At 62.8% G+C, this 14,882-nt stretch carries 15 protein-coding genes and 2 pseudogenes; 10 read left to right on the plus strand and 7 right to left on the minus strand.

Going from position 1 to position 14,882, the window contains the following annotated elements; genetic code table 11:
* Window positions 1–126 precede the first annotated feature (126 nt).
* The 5 genes from UAA55_RS05115 to UAA55_RS05135 all read left to right on the plus strand — a co-directional run bounded on the left by UAA55_RS05115 (window position 127) and on the right by UAA55_RS05135 (window position 5,722).
* Window positions 127–1,359, plus strand: a complete 1,233-nt coding sequence (locus tag UAA55_RS05115; RefSeq protein WP_322951577.1) for an MFS transporter — start codon at window positions 127–129, stop codon at window positions 1,357–1,359.
* A 243-nt stretch (window positions 1,360–1,602) separates the two neighbouring features.
* Window positions 1,603–2,088: a DODA-type extradiol aromatic ring-opening family dioxygenase gene (locus UAA55_RS05120; RefSeq protein WP_322951578.1), complete on the plus strand. Its 486-nt coding sequence runs from the start codon at window positions 1,603–1,605 to the stop codon at window positions 2,086–2,088.
* Window positions 2,069–2,650 carry a MarR family winged helix-turn-helix transcriptional regulator gene (locus UAA55_RS05125; RefSeq protein WP_322951579.1) on the plus strand — a complete coding sequence of 194 codons (582 nt, stop codon included), beginning with the start codon at window positions 2,069–2,071 and terminating at the stop codon, window positions 2,648–2,650. The genes UAA55_RS05120 and UAA55_RS05125 overlap by 20 nt, the downstream gene beginning before the upstream one ends.
* Window positions 2,651–2,732: 82 nt before the next feature.
* Window positions 2,733–4,271 carry a 5-carboxymethyl-2-hydroxymuconate semialdehyde dehydrogenase gene (gene hpaE / locus UAA55_RS05130; RefSeq protein ID WP_322951580.1) on the plus strand — a complete coding sequence of 513 codons (1,539 nt, stop codon included), beginning with the start codon at window positions 2,733–2,735 and terminating at the stop codon, window positions 4,269–4,271.
* Window positions 4,268–5,722 carry an NAD-dependent succinate-semialdehyde dehydrogenase gene (locus UAA55_RS05135; RefSeq protein WP_322951581.1) on the plus strand — a complete coding sequence of 485 codons (1,455 nt, stop codon included), beginning with the start codon at window positions 4,268–4,270 and terminating at the stop codon, window positions 5,720–5,722. Before hpaE ends, UAA55_RS05135 begins: the two co-directional genes overlap by 4 nt.
* Window positions 5,723–5,748: 26 nt before the next feature.
* On the opposite strand, the gene hpaI is transcribed toward UAA55_RS05135, so the two are convergent.
* The 7 genes from hpaI to UAA55_RS05170 are packed head-to-tail and all read right to left on the minus strand — an operon-like array spanning window position 5,749 to window position 10,309.
* The gene (gene hpaI, locus UAA55_RS05140; RefSeq protein ID WP_322951582.1) at window positions 5,749–6,540 is read right to left on the minus strand and encodes a 4-hydroxy-2-oxoheptanedioate aldolase; all 792 of its coding nucleotides are present in this window, start codon (window positions 6,538–6,540) and stop codon (window positions 5,749–5,751) included.
* Entirely contained in the window at window positions 6,537–7,355 is an 819-nt protein-coding gene (gene hpaH / locus UAA55_RS05145; protein WP_322951583.1) for a 2-oxo-hept-4-ene-1,7-dioate hydratase, read from the minus strand. The genes hpaI and hpaH overlap by 4 nt, the downstream gene beginning before the upstream one ends.
* The gene (locus tag UAA55_RS05150) at window positions 7,352–7,738 is read right to left on the minus strand and encodes a 5-carboxymethyl-2-hydroxymuconate Delta-isomerase (protein WP_322951584.1); all 387 of its coding nucleotides are present in this window, start codon (window positions 7,736–7,738) and stop codon (window positions 7,352–7,354) included. Before UAA55_RS05150 ends, hpaH begins: the two co-directional genes overlap by 4 nt.
* 12 nt (window positions 7,739–7,750) lie before the next feature.
* On the minus strand, window positions 7,751–8,569 hold the full coding sequence (locus UAA55_RS05155) for a DODA-type extradiol aromatic ring-opening family dioxygenase (protein ID WP_322951585.1): 819 nt from the start codon (window positions 8,567–8,569) through the stop codon (window positions 7,751–7,753).
* Window positions 8,566–8,892 carry a hypothetical protein gene (locus UAA55_RS05160; protein WP_322951586.1) on the minus strand — a complete coding sequence of 109 codons (327 nt, stop codon included), beginning with the start codon at window positions 8,890–8,892 and terminating at the stop codon, window positions 8,566–8,568. The genes UAA55_RS05155 and UAA55_RS05160 overlap by 4 nt, the downstream gene beginning before the upstream one ends.
* Window positions 8,889–9,635, minus strand: coding sequence for a fumarylacetoacetate hydrolase family protein (locus UAA55_RS05165; RefSeq protein ID WP_322951587.1), 747 nt, complete (start codon window positions 9,633–9,635; stop codon window positions 8,889–8,891). Before UAA55_RS05165 ends, UAA55_RS05160 begins: the two co-directional genes overlap by 4 nt.
* Window positions 9,632–10,309: a fumarylacetoacetate hydrolase family protein gene (locus UAA55_RS05170; protein WP_322951588.1), complete on the minus strand. Its 678-nt coding sequence runs from the start codon at window positions 10,307–10,309 to the stop codon at window positions 9,632–9,634. The genes UAA55_RS05165 and UAA55_RS05170 overlap by 4 nt, the downstream gene beginning before the upstream one ends.
* An 87-nt stretch (window positions 10,310–10,396) precedes the next feature.
* Here UAA55_RS05170 and UAA55_RS31180 point away from each other — a divergent pair.
* From UAA55_RS31180 to UAA55_RS05190, 5 genes and pseudogenes are all read left to right on the plus strand, one after another.
* Window positions 10,397–10,849, plus strand: a pseudogene (locus tag UAA55_RS31180) (MFS transporter); the annotation flags it as partial.
* Window positions 10,848–11,300 (plus strand): annotated as a pseudogene (locus UAA55_RS05175) (MFS transporter); the annotation flags it as partial. The pseudogenes UAA55_RS31180 and UAA55_RS05175, both read left to right, overlap by 2 nt.
* A gap of 78 nt (window positions 11,301–11,378) precedes the next feature.
* Window positions 11,379–12,272: a helix-turn-helix domain-containing protein gene (locus UAA55_RS05180; RefSeq protein ID WP_322951589.1), complete on the plus strand. Its 894-nt coding sequence runs from the start codon at window positions 11,379–11,381 to the stop codon at window positions 12,270–12,272.
* Between the two features lie 129 nt (window positions 12,273–12,401).
* Window positions 12,402–13,847 carry a 4-hydroxyphenylacetate 3-hydroxylase N-terminal domain-containing protein gene (locus UAA55_RS05185; protein ID WP_322951590.1) on the plus strand — a complete coding sequence of 482 codons (1,446 nt, stop codon included), beginning with the start codon at window positions 12,402–12,404 and terminating at the stop codon, window positions 13,845–13,847.
* Window positions 13,844–14,335, plus strand: a complete 492-nt coding sequence (locus tag UAA55_RS05190) for a flavin reductase family protein (RefSeq protein ID WP_322951591.1) — start codon at window positions 13,844–13,846, stop codon at window positions 14,333–14,335. The genes UAA55_RS05185 and UAA55_RS05190 overlap by 4 nt, the downstream gene beginning before the upstream one ends.
* Window positions 14,336–14,882 lie beyond the last annotated feature (547 nt).

Consider the following 14,882-nt stretch of genomic DNA (forward strand, 5'->3'; position numbering starts at 1 on the left):
CCCAACGATGCTTATCGCTGGCCGCGTGATTGGCGAAAGGCGCCGGCGAAAATCTCAAGTGTCGACACCCTCCCACCCATCCGCCCCATTCTGGGCGAGTTGCTACCCGCGGCAGGAGACTGAGCGATGAGCACGTTAACACCAGCCACCGGGCAAGGTCATTCAACTCGTTATGAGAACATCCTTCTCGCCGTGCTTTGCACAAGTTTCGGGATGGTGTTCTGGAACCGGCTTGCCCTGAACTACGCTCTCCCCTTCGTGGTGGCTGACCTGCGGCTCAACAATGCTGAGGCTGGACTTCTGGTATCAGCCCTGGCGTTGAGTTGGGCGATTTCCGGCTATGTAATCGGTGGGCTGGCTGACAGGACAGGCCGGCGTCGAGCCTTGCTGGTCGGACTGACCCTGGTGTTCACATTCGCAGGTCTTGCATCGGGTCTTGCCTCCTCGTTCGGCGCGCTGATGGGGATGCGCCTGCTGATGGGCGCGGCGCAGGGCCCGATCCTGCCGATCGCCCAAGCCATGATGGCCAGCGAATCCACGCCTGCTCGGCGGGGCCTGAACATGGGATTGCTGCAGAACCTTGGCAGCGGCCTGCTGGCCTATATCGTAGCGCCGGTGGGCGTGGTCGCGATGGCGGTCGCCTGGGGCTGGCGCAACGCGCTGATGGCGTCTGCATTGCCGGGGCTGGTTCTTGCGGCGATGATCGTCTTACTGGTCAGGCGCGATCCGCCCCAAGCGGCGGCACGGGCCGGCTTGGCGCCCGCTCTGCGTTATATCGGGGAACGGAACATCCAGCTTTGCCTGGCGGCAACGGTGCTGATGGTGATGTGGCTGATGGTGCAGATGACATTCCTGCCAGGCTACATGATGTCGCAACTGGGATTCAGCCCCGGCGAAATGGCCTTGCAACTGAGCTTGCGCGGCATGTCGGGCCTGATTGGCGGCATCGCGCTTCCAGCCTTGTCCGATCGGTTCGGGCGCCGCCGCGTCATCATCACCGGCGCGGTGCTTGCCGCCGTATCACCGCTTTGTGCAGCACTGCCCGGCCAGACCTTTACCACCTTGGCGCTCAGTGGCCTCATTATGGGTGCCGGCGCCGGGTGCCTGCCGTTGGTCATGGCAATCGTCCCGTCGGAGACGGCCCCGCCCGCAGCCGCGGCTGCGGCTATGGGGTTAATCATGGGGTTCGGCGAGCTGGCGGGCGGCTTCGTAGCCCCGGTGGCTGTGGGCCTCGTCGCCGATCGTCTCGGGCCGCAGGCGCCATTCGTTATGGCCGGGATTGCCGCGCTGCTCGGCGCCGGGCTGGCCTACTGGCTGCGTGACGCGACGACCGTCCGGATTCACCAGCCGGCGGCCTGACCGATGACGCTTCGGGCGGTCGCCCCATTAGACGCGGTGTGTGCAGGCGCCAACTTTCATCGGGTCCGATGATTTCGAGGACTATAAATCGGCATGCGGTTTGGACGCTGATCGGCACAGCAACGGATTGATTTTATTGGACTCAGCGGGGTCATTTGATCGCGCCGATTTACATGTGGCCGACTTGATCGCCGAAGAAGCGAGAAGGTCGGGCTCGAGGTGATGGGGCACCGAGTTGAGTCCTTGCCACTGGAATATGGCACAATCGTCCCGATGCATTACATGAATGCAGGAAGCTGGGCCAAGGTGCTACCGGTAGCGGTACCGCTCTTCGCCACCATCGAGGAGAACCGCAAATTCGGCGCCGTCTTGCGCCGCGTTATCGAAACGTCGCTTTATCGCGTTGCAGTACTGGCCAGCGGCTCGCTGTCTCACAAGCTGGTGCCCAATTCACAGGTCGGCGACGACCAATGGGATTGCGACCCGCCGGAATTCAGCCGACAGATGGATCTGCGCGTGGTCGAATTGTGGCGCACCGGCCGCTTCCGAGAATTCGTGCGGCTGCTGCCGGACTATACCACCAAATGCAACGACGGGGCGCTGATGGCCGATACCCAAATGCTGTTTGGCCTCCTGGGCCGGGATAACTATCAGGGCAGGGCCGAGATCCTTTGCGACTATTTCCCGTCCAGCGGCAGCGGGCAGATCAATGTCGAGTTTCATCTGTGACGGAATTCGCTTAACATGGCAACAATTCTTTCTTCAGTCCTTGGATTATCTGCATGACCGATCATATTGTCGCGCCTCCGCGCGGACGTTTGCGCCCGTTCTCCAAATCTTTGCCCATGGCTTTGCTGCGGGCGAGGGAGGCTGTCATGCGGCATTTCCGGCCGGCGTTGCGGCATTTCGGGATAACCGAGCAGCAATGGCGGGTGCTGCGTGCTCTGCAGAATGCCGAGCTGGAAGTCACCGCGCTGGCTGGGGCGACCCATCTGCTGGCATCGAGTTCTCGCGCATCCTGCAGGATCTCGAGCGGCGCGGTCTCGTGAAAAGGCGCACCTCGGCCGAAGACATGCGGCAATTCCTGGTCTCGGTAACCCCTGAGGGAGCCGAACTGCTGGCCGATGTCGGTGGCTATTCCGAGGCGATCTACGGCCAGTTGACCGCCCGTTTGGGGGCGGAGCGGCTGCAGACCCTGCTGCAATTGCTCAAGGATCTCGAAGGCGACCTCAATGAAGGTCCGTCCATTTCCGACCAATTCGATTTCGACGAGTCATCCAAGCGCGAATAGGACAGTGAATCCTTGACAGATCGCCGCTCGGGAAATTACTTATCATGTTAAATATATTTGAGAAGCAATCTGGAGACAAGCCATGAGCAGCGCGCCGACCGATGCCGCTCGCAACCGCGAGTTGGCCGAAACCTATCTCGAACGGTTCCGCAAAGGGCCCGCCCTGCATCTGATCGCGGGTGAGGCGCAGGGCTCCAAGGCGACCTTCGACAATCTTCGCCCGACCGACAATTCGGTGCTGGGCCAGATCGCCCGAGGTGGCGCTCAGGAGATCGACCAAGCGGCGCGTGCCGCCGAGGCCGCTTTCAAAGTGTGGTCGCGTGTTCCCGGTGCACGGCGCCGTGAATTGCTGCATGAGATCGCCGATCGCATCGAGGCGCGGGCCGAGGAGATCGCGCTGGTCGAATCATCCGACACCGGCCAGCCGATCCGCTACATGGCCAAGGCCGCGCTACGCGGCGCCGAGAATTTCCGCTTTTTCGCCGATCGCGCACCGGGCGCCTCGGACGGCCAATCGCTGCCAGACCAGGACCATATCAACTACACCATCCGCCAGCCCATCGGCCCCATTGGCGTGATCACACCGTGGAACACGCCCTTCATGCTGTCGACCTGGAAGATCGCGCCGGCTTTGGCTGCCGGCTGCACCATCGTGCACAAGCCGGCCGAATGGAGCCCGCTCTCGGCGGTGCTGCTGGCTGAGATCATGAATGGCGTCTTCGTCGAGGCGGGCCTGCCGGGCGGCATCGTCAATCTGGTGCATGGACTTGGTGAGGAAGCCGGCAAGACCCTGACCGAGCACGAGGCGATCAAGGCGGTTGCCTTCGTTGGCGAGACCACTACCGGATCACACATCATGCGCCAGGGCGCCGCGACGTTGAAGCGGGTCCATTTCGAGCTGGGCGGCAAGAATCCGGTGATCGTGTTCGACGACGCCGATCTCGACCGTGCGCTCGACGCCGTGCTGTTCATGATCTACAGCCTCAATGGCGAGCGCTGCACCTCATCGAGCCGAGCGCTGATACAGGCTTCGATCTATGACAGCTTCACCGACAGGCTGGCCGAGCGCGTCAAAAAGATCACCGTCGGAGACCCGCTCGATCCCGCCACCGAGATGGGGCCACTGATCCATCCGCGCCACGCCGAAAAGGTGTTGTCCTATGTCGGCCATGCTAAAGCCGATGGCGCCGCCGTCGCCGCCGGCGGCGAGCGTGCCATGGATGGAGCGGGCAACTACGTGCAGCCGACCTTGTACACTCAGGCCAGGAACAGCTACCGCGTCGCTCAGGAAGAGATCTTCGGGCCGGTGCTGACCGCCATGCCCTTCGAGGACGAGGCCGAGGCCGTCTCCATCGCCAATGACGTTCGCTACGGCTTGACCGGCTATATCTGGACCCGCGATGTGGGCCGTGCTCACCGGGTCGCTCGTGATCTCGAAGCCGGCATGGTGTGGGTGAATTCCGAGAATGTCCGCCATCTGCCCACCCCGTTCGGCGGCGTCAAGAATAGCGGCATCGGCCGCGACGGCGGGGATTATTCCTTCGAGTTCTATATGGAGACCAAGAACATCGCGGTCGCCTTCGACAGTCACAAGGTGCCGAAGATCGGGAATAAGCCATGATCGCCCTGAAGGACCCATCGCTGCTCCGCCAGGCGGCCCTGGTAGGCGGACGCTGGGTCGAAGCAGACCCGGCCCGCGCCATTATGGTCAAGAACCCCTCGACCGGCGCGGCGATCGGCCTGGTGCCGAAGCTGGGCGCCGTCGAGACCGAGGAAGCCATCGCCGCGGCCACCCGCGCGCAACGCCCGTGGGCGGCGCGGCCGGCTAAGGAGCGCGGTCAGATCCTGCGCCGCTGGTTCGAGTTGATGATGGCCAACCAGGACGATCTGGGGCGTATCCTCACCGCCGAACAGGGTAAGCCGCTGACGGAAGCCAAGGGCGAGGTCGCTTATGGCGCCAGCTTCGTCGAATGGTTCGCCGAGGAGGCCCGCCGTATCAATGGCGACGTCATCCCCGCCCCGACCGGCGATCGCCGGCTGATGGTGCTTAAACAGCCGATCGGGGTGGTGGGGGCCATCACGCCCTGGAACTTCCCTAATGCGATGATCACCCGCAAGGCCGGTTCGGCTTTCGCCGCCGGTTGCGCCATGGTGTTGAAGCCGGCCGCGCAGACCCCCTTTTCGGCGATCGCCCTGGCTGTCCTGGCCGAGCGCGCCGGCCTGCCCGCCGGTCTGTTCAGCGTCGTCACCGGCTCGGCCAGCGAGATCGGCGGCGAACTGACCGCCAGCCCGGCGGTGCGCAAGATCACTTTCACCGGCTCTACCGAAATCGGCGCCCTGCTGATGAAGCAAAGTGCGCCGACGATCAAAAAGATGGGGCTGGAACTGGGCGGCAATGCCCCCTTCATCGTCTTCGATGACGCTGACCTCGACGAGGCGGTCAATGGAGTCCTGATCGCCAAGTTCCGCAATAACGGTCAGACATGCGTCTGCGCCAACCGGCTCTATGTGCAGGACAAGGTCTACGACACCTTCGCCGCCAAGCTGACGGCCGCTGTCGCCAAGCTTAAGGTCGGTGACGGTTTCGCCGACGGTACCGATCTCGGCCCGCTGATCGACGAGGCCGCGGTGGCCAAGGTCGAGGAGCATGTCGCCGACGCGGTAGGCAAAGGGGCCAAGGTGACCTTTGGCGGCAAGAAGCACGAGCTGGGCGGCCGCTTCTTCGAGCCGACAGTGCTGACCGAGGTGACTCGTGGCATGGCCGTGGCGCGCGAGGAGACTTTCGGCCCGGTGGCGCCCCTGTTCCGCTTCACCGACGAGGCCGACGTCATAGCCCAGGCCAACGACACGGAATTTGGCTTGGCCTCCTATTTCTACGCGCGTGATCTGGGGCGTGTCTGGCGGGTCGCCGAAGCGCTGGAATATGGCATGGTCGGGGTCAACACGGGCCTGATTTCCACCGCCGAGGCGCCGTTCGGCGGCATCAAGCAATCAGGCCTTGGTCGCGAGGGTTCAGCCTATGGTATCGAGGAATTCCTTGAAATCAAATATGTCTGCTTAGGGGGCCTATAGCCTCTGCGCATTCGGCGCGACGATTATTAGTAAGTCGCGCCGGGCTTCTGCACTGGCGCCGGCGCCAGGTCGGGTTTGAACTTGCGCGCCAACGCCATGGCGGCATTGGACAGCATCAGCGTATCCACACCGACGGCACAGAAAGTGACGCCTTTGTCGATATAGGCTTGGGCCAGCGCATTGTCTGCGGTCAGGATCCCGGCGGCTTTGCCGGCCGCCCGGACCACGGTGATGGCGGTCTCGATGGCGGCAATCACGTCCGGATGCCCCGGATTGCCGAGATGACCGAGCGATGCCGCCAAGTCGGATGGACCGATAAAGACACCGTCTATTTCCTCGACTCTCAGGATTGCGGCGAGATTGTCGAGGCCCTTTCGTGTCTCGACCTGAACCAGCAGGCAGACCTCGTCACCGGCGTTGGCAAGATAATCCTTTACCTTGCCCCAGCGCGAGGCGCGTCCCGTAGCGACGCCGCGGAATCCCTGTGGAGGATAACGGGTGGCCGCGACCAGCATCGCCGCCTGCTCCGCACTTTCCACCACGGGTACAAGCAGCGTATGGGCACCGATATCGAGATATTGCTTGATCAGCACGGGATCGCCAATCGGCAGGCGCACGACGGGCTGCGCCTGCGTGCCGGCCATGGCCTGCAATTGGGCCAGAACCGTGCGCAGATCGTTGGGGGCATGTTCGCAATCGATCGCCAGCCAATCGAAGCCTGCATTGGCGGCGATCTCGGTCGGATACGGATCGGCGAAGCTGGCCCACAGGCCGATCTGCACCTTCCCCTCCTTCAACGCCTGTTTGAACAGGTTCACTTGCCGGTCTCCGTGAAGCGGACGCTGATCGAACCGAGGGGGCCGTAATCGATATGGAAGGAGTTCCCCGGACGGGCCGGTACCGGCGCGGTGAATGAGCCACCGAGAATGATTTCTCCCGGTTCCAGGGTCACGTCATAGGGATGGAGCTTGTTGGCCAGCCAAGCCGGGCCGTTGACCGGGTTGTTGAGCACCGCGGCGGCGACACCCAATTCTTCGACCACGCCGTTGCGATAGAGGATCGCCGAAACCCAACGCAAATCGACGCTGTCGATGCGAACCGGCCGGCCGCCTAGGACGATGCCGGCGTTGGCAGCGTTGTCCGAGATGGTATCGAACACTTTGCGGGTGACCTTGGTCTCGGGGTCGATTTGCTGGATGCGGGCATCGATGATCTCGATGGCGGGCATCACATAGTCGGTGGCGTTCAGCACATCGAAGATGGTGCAATTCGGGCCGGAAAGCCGGTCCTTTAGGATGAAGGCCAGCTCGACTTCGACGCGCGGCACGATGAAGCGTTCGAAGGGAATATCGAAGCCGTCCTTGAACAGCATATCGTCCAGCAGTAGGCCGTAATCCGGCTCGGTGATGTTCGACGAGCGCTGCATCGCGCGCGAGGTCAGGCCGATCTTGTGGCCGATCGGCTTGCGGCCCTCGGCGATCTTCATCTTCACCCATTCATCTTGAATTGCATAGGCGTCCTCGATCGTCATGGCCGGATGATCGAGAGAGAATTGGCGGATTTGCCGGCGGTTCTTTTCGGACTGGTCGAGCCTATGCGCGAGTTGACGGATGGTGTCCTTGTCGAGGCTCATTTCTTGAACCGTAGGTGAAGGTTGTTCTGCTTGAAGGAGCCGTTTTCGTCGGCCTCCTCGACATAGAGGGTCAGCGCCAGATAGCGCTTGGCGTAGAGCTGGGCGAAATGCGCCTTGATGATCTCGAACATCTCGCCGAAGAAGCGCTTCTTGAACTCCGGCTCGCGGCCGGCGCCCATCTTCACCGTGGCGTTGACGAAGGCGTCGTCTTCCCGTCCGTCGGCGATGACATACTCGGTCAGACGGAGGGCGCGGACGCGGATGCCGCCGATCGGAAAGACCCCATCCGAATCACGGAATTTCGCGGCGATCTTGTGCAAAAGGCCGGGAATATCGGCCTCTACCCCCAGATTGTCGGTATATTCGACGATACAGTGAGCCAAGACGTCCCCCCCTCAGACGATCGACATGACGCCGACGGTGCAGCCGACGGCGAAGATCGGGATCGGCGCGTAGAACTGCACCTCGCCTTTTCCGCGGGCGGCGGCGGCCACGCTGAGGAAGGTGCGAATCTCGAAGCCGCCTTGGCCACCATCGCGATAGGTTTCCTCATTGGTATAGGAGGTCATCGCCGCCCGATCATTGCGGCTCCAGCGATCTAGGAAGTCGCTGTCCCACGCTTCGTTGATCCGTCCCGAATCCGGCGTAGCCGGCCAGTGCGAGATACCGCCGGTGCCGATCAGGGCGATGCGTTCGGGCAGGGCGTCGGCCGCCCTGCGGATCGCTTCGCCGAACGCCCACGCGCGGTGCAGCGGGGTCAGCGGCGGTCCCTGGCAATTGATATTGGCCGGGATGATGGCGAGGTCATAGCGTGGGGTGAGGAAATGCAGCGGCACCGAGATGCCGTGGTCGAATTTCCATTCCTCGGCATAGGCGACGTCCACCGTGTCGAGCAAGCCCGTGATCAGGCGGCGAGACAGTTCGGCATTGCCGGGAATCCGCCGGTGTTCGATCTTCAGCCAGTGCGGGTCCTCGATCGGGCCTTCGTAGTAATCGGCCATGCCGACGGCGAAAGCAGGCATGTTGTTCATGAAGAAATTGCCGAAATGCTCGGCCGCCACCACCATCAGCGCGTCGGGGTGAGCGGCTTCCAATTGCTCGCGCATGCCCTCCAGACTGCGATAGAAGGGATCGCGAACTTTGGGGTCGGCCATTTCCGCGCGAGCGGTGATACCGGGGGCGTGGCTGCAGACGCCGGCGAAGACCAAACTCATATTCCCGCCACCTTTTCGTCCAATCCGGTGGTCATGGTGTAGACCCCGGCGCGCACCGGCCCGTACAGGCGGATGCCGTCGCGCATCATTTGCAGATAATCGGCCCAAGCGATGCCGCAGAAGGCGGCGAAATGCATGAGGATCTGGCCATTGACCCCTAGCACATAGAGCTTGCCGATATCGTGGGAGCGTAGCGCCGCCGCCTCTTCGGCATCGAGATCGAACTCGGCCAGAAACGCGTCTTGTTCCTTGCGGAAGCGTGTCTGTGCCTTGGGATCGCGGTTCAGCGTATAGAGCAGCTTTTGCAGATAATAGAGGCTCATGCCCGGATGATCCTGTTCGAGAGGCTGCCAATGCCGTCAATCTCGGTGATCACCTCGTCGCCGGGCACCAGATAGCGCACCCCCTGCGGCGTTCCGGTCAGGATCATATCGCCGGACGAGATGGTCATGAAATCGGAGATGTAGGCGATTAGAGTGGGGATGTCGAAAACCATGTCCTTGGTGTTGCCGCTCTGCGCCACCTCGCCATTCACCAGCGAGCGCAGGTTGAGGTTCATCGGATCGGGCACATCGTCGCGCTCGACCAGCCAAGGCCCGAGCGGCGTGCAGAAGTCGCGGTTCTTCACCCGGAGATTGGGCCGGTAGTAATTCTCCAGGTATTCCCGCAGCGCGTAATCATTGGCGACAGTATAGCCGGCGACATGGTCATAGGCCTGTTCGGGGCGGATCTTCTTGCCTTGCCGGCCGATAACCACCACCAGTTCGCATTCGAAGTGCATCTGCTTTACGTCTGCGGGGCAGCGACTGAACCCTTTATGGCCGACGAAGGTGTTAGGTCCCTTCAAGAAGATGAGCGGCTTGTCCGGCGCCTTGAACGCCAGTTCGGCGGCATGATCGGCGTAGTTCAAGCCGAGTGCGAAACTGGTACGTGGCTCGACAGGCGGCAGCCAGACGACTTCGGCTTCCGGAACGTTTCGGCCATCTGCCAGGGTGAAGCTGGCCAGATCGTCATTGACCGTGGCGGCGTGAATGGCTCCGTGCCAAGCGATCCGGGCACGTTTCATACCGATTTCTCCAGGGCGATGGTGCAATCGAGCCGACCGAGACCGGTCGCCACAGCGGAGATGCTGGAGCCGACCCGGGCGCGCGCACCGGGCGGGGTGAGGCCGGTCAACAGCACGTCGCCGCGCCGGAAGGTCATGAAGTCGCTGATGTCGGCGATCAGCCGCCACACAGGGCGGGCCAGATCCCGCAGACAAAGATCTCCCATTGCGACGCTGTCGACCTCGAGGCTGACCGACAACGAGAGTGGATCGCCAATATCGCCAGCCGGCACCAGCCATGGCCCTATCGGCAGGAAGCCATCGCGGCATTTCTCGACAATCGGGGGGCGGTAATAACTGTCCGTGGGCCGGGACAAATCCAGCGCCAGCGTGTAGCCCGCGACGTGCGACATCGCGTCGGCCTCGCTTACCCGGCTGGTATCCCGGTCGAAGATGATGGCTATGGCGGCCGCCGGTTCGATCTCGGGGATTTCGGCCGGTATCGACACCACGCCGCCATGGGCGAGATGGGTATTGAGAGGTTTGACGTAGAGCACAGGCGCCTGCGGCGGTTCCTTATAGGGCGCGGCGGCGAATGACGTGGCTAGGCAAGCGATTTCGTTGCGGTTGTTGAGCGCTACCCCATAGACCGTGCCATCAATCCTGAGCGGTGGGTAAGCGGGTTTTTCGGCCATGACGGCAGCATCCCCTCGTGGTGACAAATAATACTTAACATGATAAGTAAATGCTGTCGAGCCGGGGATTCGACTATCTTGGGAAAAATGAGCGGGAGGGGCCGTTGCACAGGGTGGTTTCCAGGGAACGGTCCAACCGCTGGGTGGTCGGGCTCTGCCTGTTCGCCGCGATGTTCGAGGGCGTCGATCTGCAGTCGGCCGGCGTCGCCGCTCCCCGGCTTATGCGGTCGCTCGGTATCGCGCCAGGGCAACTCGGGCGGGTTCTTTTACGCCAGCACTTTCGGGCTGATGCTGGGCGCGGTGATTGGCGGACGGTTGTCAGACCGGCACGGGCGCAAGACCAGCCTCCTCCGCTCGATCGCGATGCTCGGGTCGTTCTCGCTGCTGGCCGGCTTTTCCAACGACATCATGGAACTCGTGACCGCGCGCTTCCTGACCGGCGTCGGCCTGGGCGGCGCGTTGCCCAACCTGCCCGCGCTGGTAGCCGAGAACACGCCGCGGATTCGCCGAGGCGCGATGATATCGCTGGCTCGCCTTCTTTCTGGCGCTGGTCACCGTGTATGTGTTGCTGAGCTGGCTGCCCTCCCTGTTGGTGGGGCGTGGCCTGAGCCGTCCCTACGCGGCTCTGGTCCAGATCGCCTTCAATCTGTGGGGGGCCGCCGGAAGTGCCTTGACCGGACGCATGATGGATAGTGGCCGGAGGCGCTGGCTGGTGGTGGTGTCGGCCTATGCGGTGACCCTGGCGTCGGTGTGCCTCGTTGCCTCGGTGCCGCCGGTCCTTGCGGTTTGCCTCGTCAGCGGCGGCGCTCTCGGCGCCTCGGTCGCCGACACCCAGGCCATCCTTTACGCCCTTGCCCCCAGCGCTTATCCCATGCGTCTACGCGGCACCGATGTCGGCGTTGCCGTCGCCTTCGGACGCACCGGCTCGGCGGTCGGCCCATTCATTGCCGCGCTTTGCTCGGTGCGGGCATGCTCCCCTCGCAGATGCTGATCACCCTGCTGCCGATCCCGGCCGGTGCTGGTGCGGCATCCGCCGTGCTGGTGCGGCGAAACCCGGTTGAGGAATGAGATGACCATCCCGGACATCGACATGTCACAGGTTGAGTTGGGGCCGCAGGCGGCAGGACGGCTGCAATATGGCACGCTGAACCGTCTGGCTGGGATCTTCGGCCGCGATCCGGCGCCGCACCGCCATGATCGCGGCTTCCAGATCCATCTGATCGAAACGGGAAGTCTCGACCTTCGCCTGGATGGCGTCGCCTATCGCGCCGAGGCGCCCGTGCTGTTTTTCACGCCGCCCTCGGTGCCGCACGCTTTCCATATCGATGATGAGTTGCAGGGCCATGTGGTGACGATCGACCGGTCGCTGGTGCTCGAGGCGCTGGATCGGGATGAGACGATCGGCCAGGGCGAGGCTATGCAGCCGCGTTTCCTGCCACTTGGCGAGAATGGGGCGTGGCGGCGCGGGCGCGAGGTGCAGCGGCTGTTCCGAGCCTTGCGGGGCGAGATCCAGGCGCCCGGCCCGTGCATGATCGCGGTTACCGAGGCACTGGCCACGCTGATCGTGGTCGCGGTCCTACGGCTGGAAAGCGGCACAGGACCATCTGCCGACAATAGCCAGCACCGCCATGACCAGCTGCTGTTTCGCCGGTTCGGCGATCTGGTCGAGGCCCATTTCGCCGAGCAGCGTCCGCTTGCCTGGTATGCCGATGAACTGGCCCTAACCGAGAGCCGGCTGAGCAAATTGTGCCGGCGCGCTGGCGGAGTCTCCCCCAAGGGGATGCTGCTCGATCGCTCGATGCGCGAGGCGCGCCGCCTTCTTGCCTTCACCAGCCATTCGGTGATCGAGATATCCGCCCTCCTCGGCTATGAGGATGCCAGCTATTTCTCCCGTTTGTTCCGCCTGCGCCATGGAACGACGCCGCTGCAATTCCGCCGCGAGGTTGGCAACGAGCCTTCCTGAGGTGGCTGTCCTCAGTCCGCCGAAAAGTCCTGTTTATTGCGGCAAAACTCCATTTCCACCCACCCCCGAACGGCGCAGAATTTACTCTAGAACGCAACTAAACATCGTTTGCAGAAAAAGGGGAGAGAAATGGCCGTTCGCACGGGATCTCAATATAAGGCCGGGTTGGCCGACGACCGCAATGTCTGGGTCGGCAATCGGAAAGTCGATGTCGCCACCGACCCGGCTTTCAGAGGTTCTGTGGAGGGCGTGGCCGGCTATTTCGATTGGCAGAACCGCTTCGCCGAAGAGTGCTTGGTGCCGGACCCGGAGACCGGCAAGCTGATGAATGCCAGCCTGATCGTGCCGCGGAACGCCGACGATCTGGCCCGGCGGCATCGCTGTTTCGAGCGTCTGTCGCAATATTCCTACGGCATGCTGGGCCGTACCCCCGATTATGTGAATGTGACGCTGGCCGGCTTCGTCGGTCGCTCCGACGTATTTACCAAGGGCCGCGACGCCACCGCGGCCGACCGCCTGCGCAAATTCTACCGCGAAGTGGTCGAGGGCGACCTGGCTATGACCCACACTATCATTCAGCCGGCCATCGATCGCGGCGTGGGTGAAACTTCGGGCCTCAATGCCGAGTTGGCGGCTCGCGTCGTCAAGCGGACATCGAACGGGGTGGTCGTCAGTGGCGCCAAGGTCTTGGCCACCCTGGGGCCGTTCGCCGACGAGCTGTTCGTCTACCCGGCCGGCCCGCTTCCGCCCGGCACGTCGCCGGAATACGCCATCTGCTTTTCGATCCCGATGAACACAAAGGGGCTGGTCACCATATGCCGTGACCATTGCGGCGCGGAAGGCTCGCGCCGGGACCGGCCCTTCTCCAGCCGTTTCGACGAGCAGGACGCCTACATGATCTTCGACGAAGTCGAAGTGCCGTATGAGCGCCTGTTCATCGATTGCGACATCGACATGTATAACGGGCTGCGCCGCGCCGGCTGGGCCGCCAATGTGTTCCAGCAGACGGCCATCCGCGCGGCGGTGAAGCTGGAATTCGCCTATGACATGTGCGTGCGCATGGCCAAGGTGATGAACGCCGATACACGGCCTGAAGTTGCCATCGTGCTGGGCGAAATCTGGTCCTATGCCCAACTGACCAGGGCGGCCATTTCGGCCGCCGAGGCCGGCGCGCACGATAACGGCAATGGCGCCTTCTTCCTCGACGACCGGCCGGTGCGCGCGATCCGCGCCCTGATGCCGAACTGGATGATCCGGGTCAATGAGATCATCAAGGGGCTGGGGTCGCACAATTTGCTGGCCACCGCCAGCGTCGAAGCATTTGACGATCCCGCCATCGGCCCGCTGCTCGAGCGTTATATGCCGGGCGCCAAGGGTATCTCGGGGCGCGAGCGTGCCGAAGTGTTTCGCGCGGCCTGGGATTTTGCCGGATCCGCGCTTGGCAGCCGGGTCGAGCTTTATGAGCGCTTCTATCTCGGCAGCCAGGCGAAGAACTTCACCCGCGAGCATATGCAGACCCTTCAGGAGGGCGGCTTTGGACGGTTCGATGATTTCCTGAAGGAGAATGGCCTGTGAGCGCGGAAGAGCTTTCCGCAGATTTCAAACAGGCCATGCGGCGGCTGGCGGCGAGCGTTCATATTGTCGCCACCCGCAGCGAGGGCCGGCGGTTCGGCATGACCGCCACCGCCGTCACCTCCTTGTCGATGGCGCCCCCCTCGGTGCTGGTCTGCGTCAATCAGCGGGCGGCGACCCATCCGGCACTGGCGCGCCATGGGCAGATCTTCTCGGTCAATCTGCTCGCTCCCGGCCATCAGGACGTCGCCAACCGTTTCGGCACCCCGGCAGAGGATGGCGATGCACGGTTCAATGTGGGCGGCTGGGACGAAACGGAGGAGGGCGTTCCGATCCTGGCCGGCGCGGCTTCCTCGCTGCTCTGCGCCGTCGAGGGTCTCTATCCGCATGCCACTCATACGATCGTGGTCGGACGCGTGCTGCGGGTCGCACTGGGGGAGGCGAGGTGTGCATTGCTATATGGCGACGGCCGATATAGCGGGTTGAGCTGAGTGTGGCTTCAATTTCTACGACTTAGGGCCTAGTTCCACTTTCGATAGGGCGGGTAACATAGCGCGATAACAATCCGCACACTGAAAGTGGATTATGTAACTTATTTCTAAAGAATTCGAACAGGCTCTGGGAGAGCAGCGTACGGACAAAGACGTGGTTCATGATCTTCTGAAATCGCCGGTCGATAGGATCGAAGAAAAAGAAGGCCGAGCGGCTGGGTATGAACGTCCCGATCGCTCAGAGGGGTTTTCTTGGGTCTACCCTGGTCGGCGCTGGGGCGGTCTTGCTGGGGCTTCCGCTCCCCTCTTTCTCGTCCAGCGCAGGCTCAGGTCACACCGGGTCTGAACATGGCCGGGTTGGGGGCCGGGTTGGACAGGGCCAGGTGGAATTGGCGACTACGCGCTGTCGAACGGCAATACGGCCGAAGCCGTCAACGCCGCCCACACCGGTATCCGGGCTCAAGAGTTTGACAAGACGCTGGCTCGGGCTTCCGACACCAACGAGACATACGATCTTGTCATCGTCGGCTGTGGGATCGCCGGCATC

Origin of the sequence: Nitrospirillum guanabarense (assembly GCF_034653355.1) — a bacterium.
Classification (GTDB): domain Bacteria; phylum Pseudomonadota; class Alphaproteobacteria; order Azospirillales; family Azospirillaceae; genus Nitrospirillum.

Excerpts from the sequence above, each read along its gene's own strand:
- UAA55_RS05155 (WP_322951585.1), bottom strand. The coding sequence starts at position 8,569 with ATGAGTTTGGTCTTCGCCGGCGTCTGCAGCCACGCCCCCGGTATCACC.
- UAA55_RS05180 (WP_322951589.1), top strand. The coding sequence starts at position 11,379 with ATGACCATCCCGGACATCGACATGTCACAGGTTGAGTTGGGGCCGCAG.
- UAA55_RS05165 (WP_322951587.1), bottom strand. The coding sequence starts at position 9,635 with ATGAAACGTGCCCGGATCGCTTGGCACGGAGCCATTCACGCCGCCACG.
- UAA55_RS05185 (WP_322951590.1), top strand. The coding sequence starts at position 12,402 with ATGGCCGTTCGCACGGGATCTCAATATAAGGCCGGGTTGGCCGACGAC.
- UAA55_RS05160 (WP_322951586.1), bottom strand. The coding sequence starts at position 8,892 with ATGAGCCTCTATTATCTGCAAAAGCTGCTCTATACGCTGAACCGCGAT.
- UAA55_RS05135 (WP_322951581.1), top strand. The coding sequence starts at position 4,268 with ATGATCGCCCTGAAGGACCCATCGCTGCTCCGCCAGGCGGCCCTGGTA.
- UAA55_RS05170 (WP_322951588.1), bottom strand. The coding sequence starts at position 10,309 with ATGGCCGAAAAACCCGCTTACCCACCGCTCAGGATTGATGGCACGGTC.
- UAA55_RS05125 (WP_322951579.1), top strand. The coding sequence starts at position 2,069 with ATGTCGAGTTTCATCTGTGACGGAATTCGCTTAACATGGCAACAATTC.
- hpaE (WP_322951580.1), top strand. The coding sequence starts at position 2,733 with ATGAGCAGCGCGCCGACCGATGCCGCTCGCAACCGCGAGTTGGCCGAA.
- UAA55_RS05115 (WP_322951577.1), top strand. The coding sequence starts at position 127 with ATGAGCACGTTAACACCAGCCACCGGGCAAGGTCATTCAACTCGTTAT.
- hpaH (WP_322951583.1), bottom strand. The coding sequence starts at position 7,355 with ATGAGCCTCGACAAGGACACCATCCGTCAACTCGCGCATAGGCTCGAC.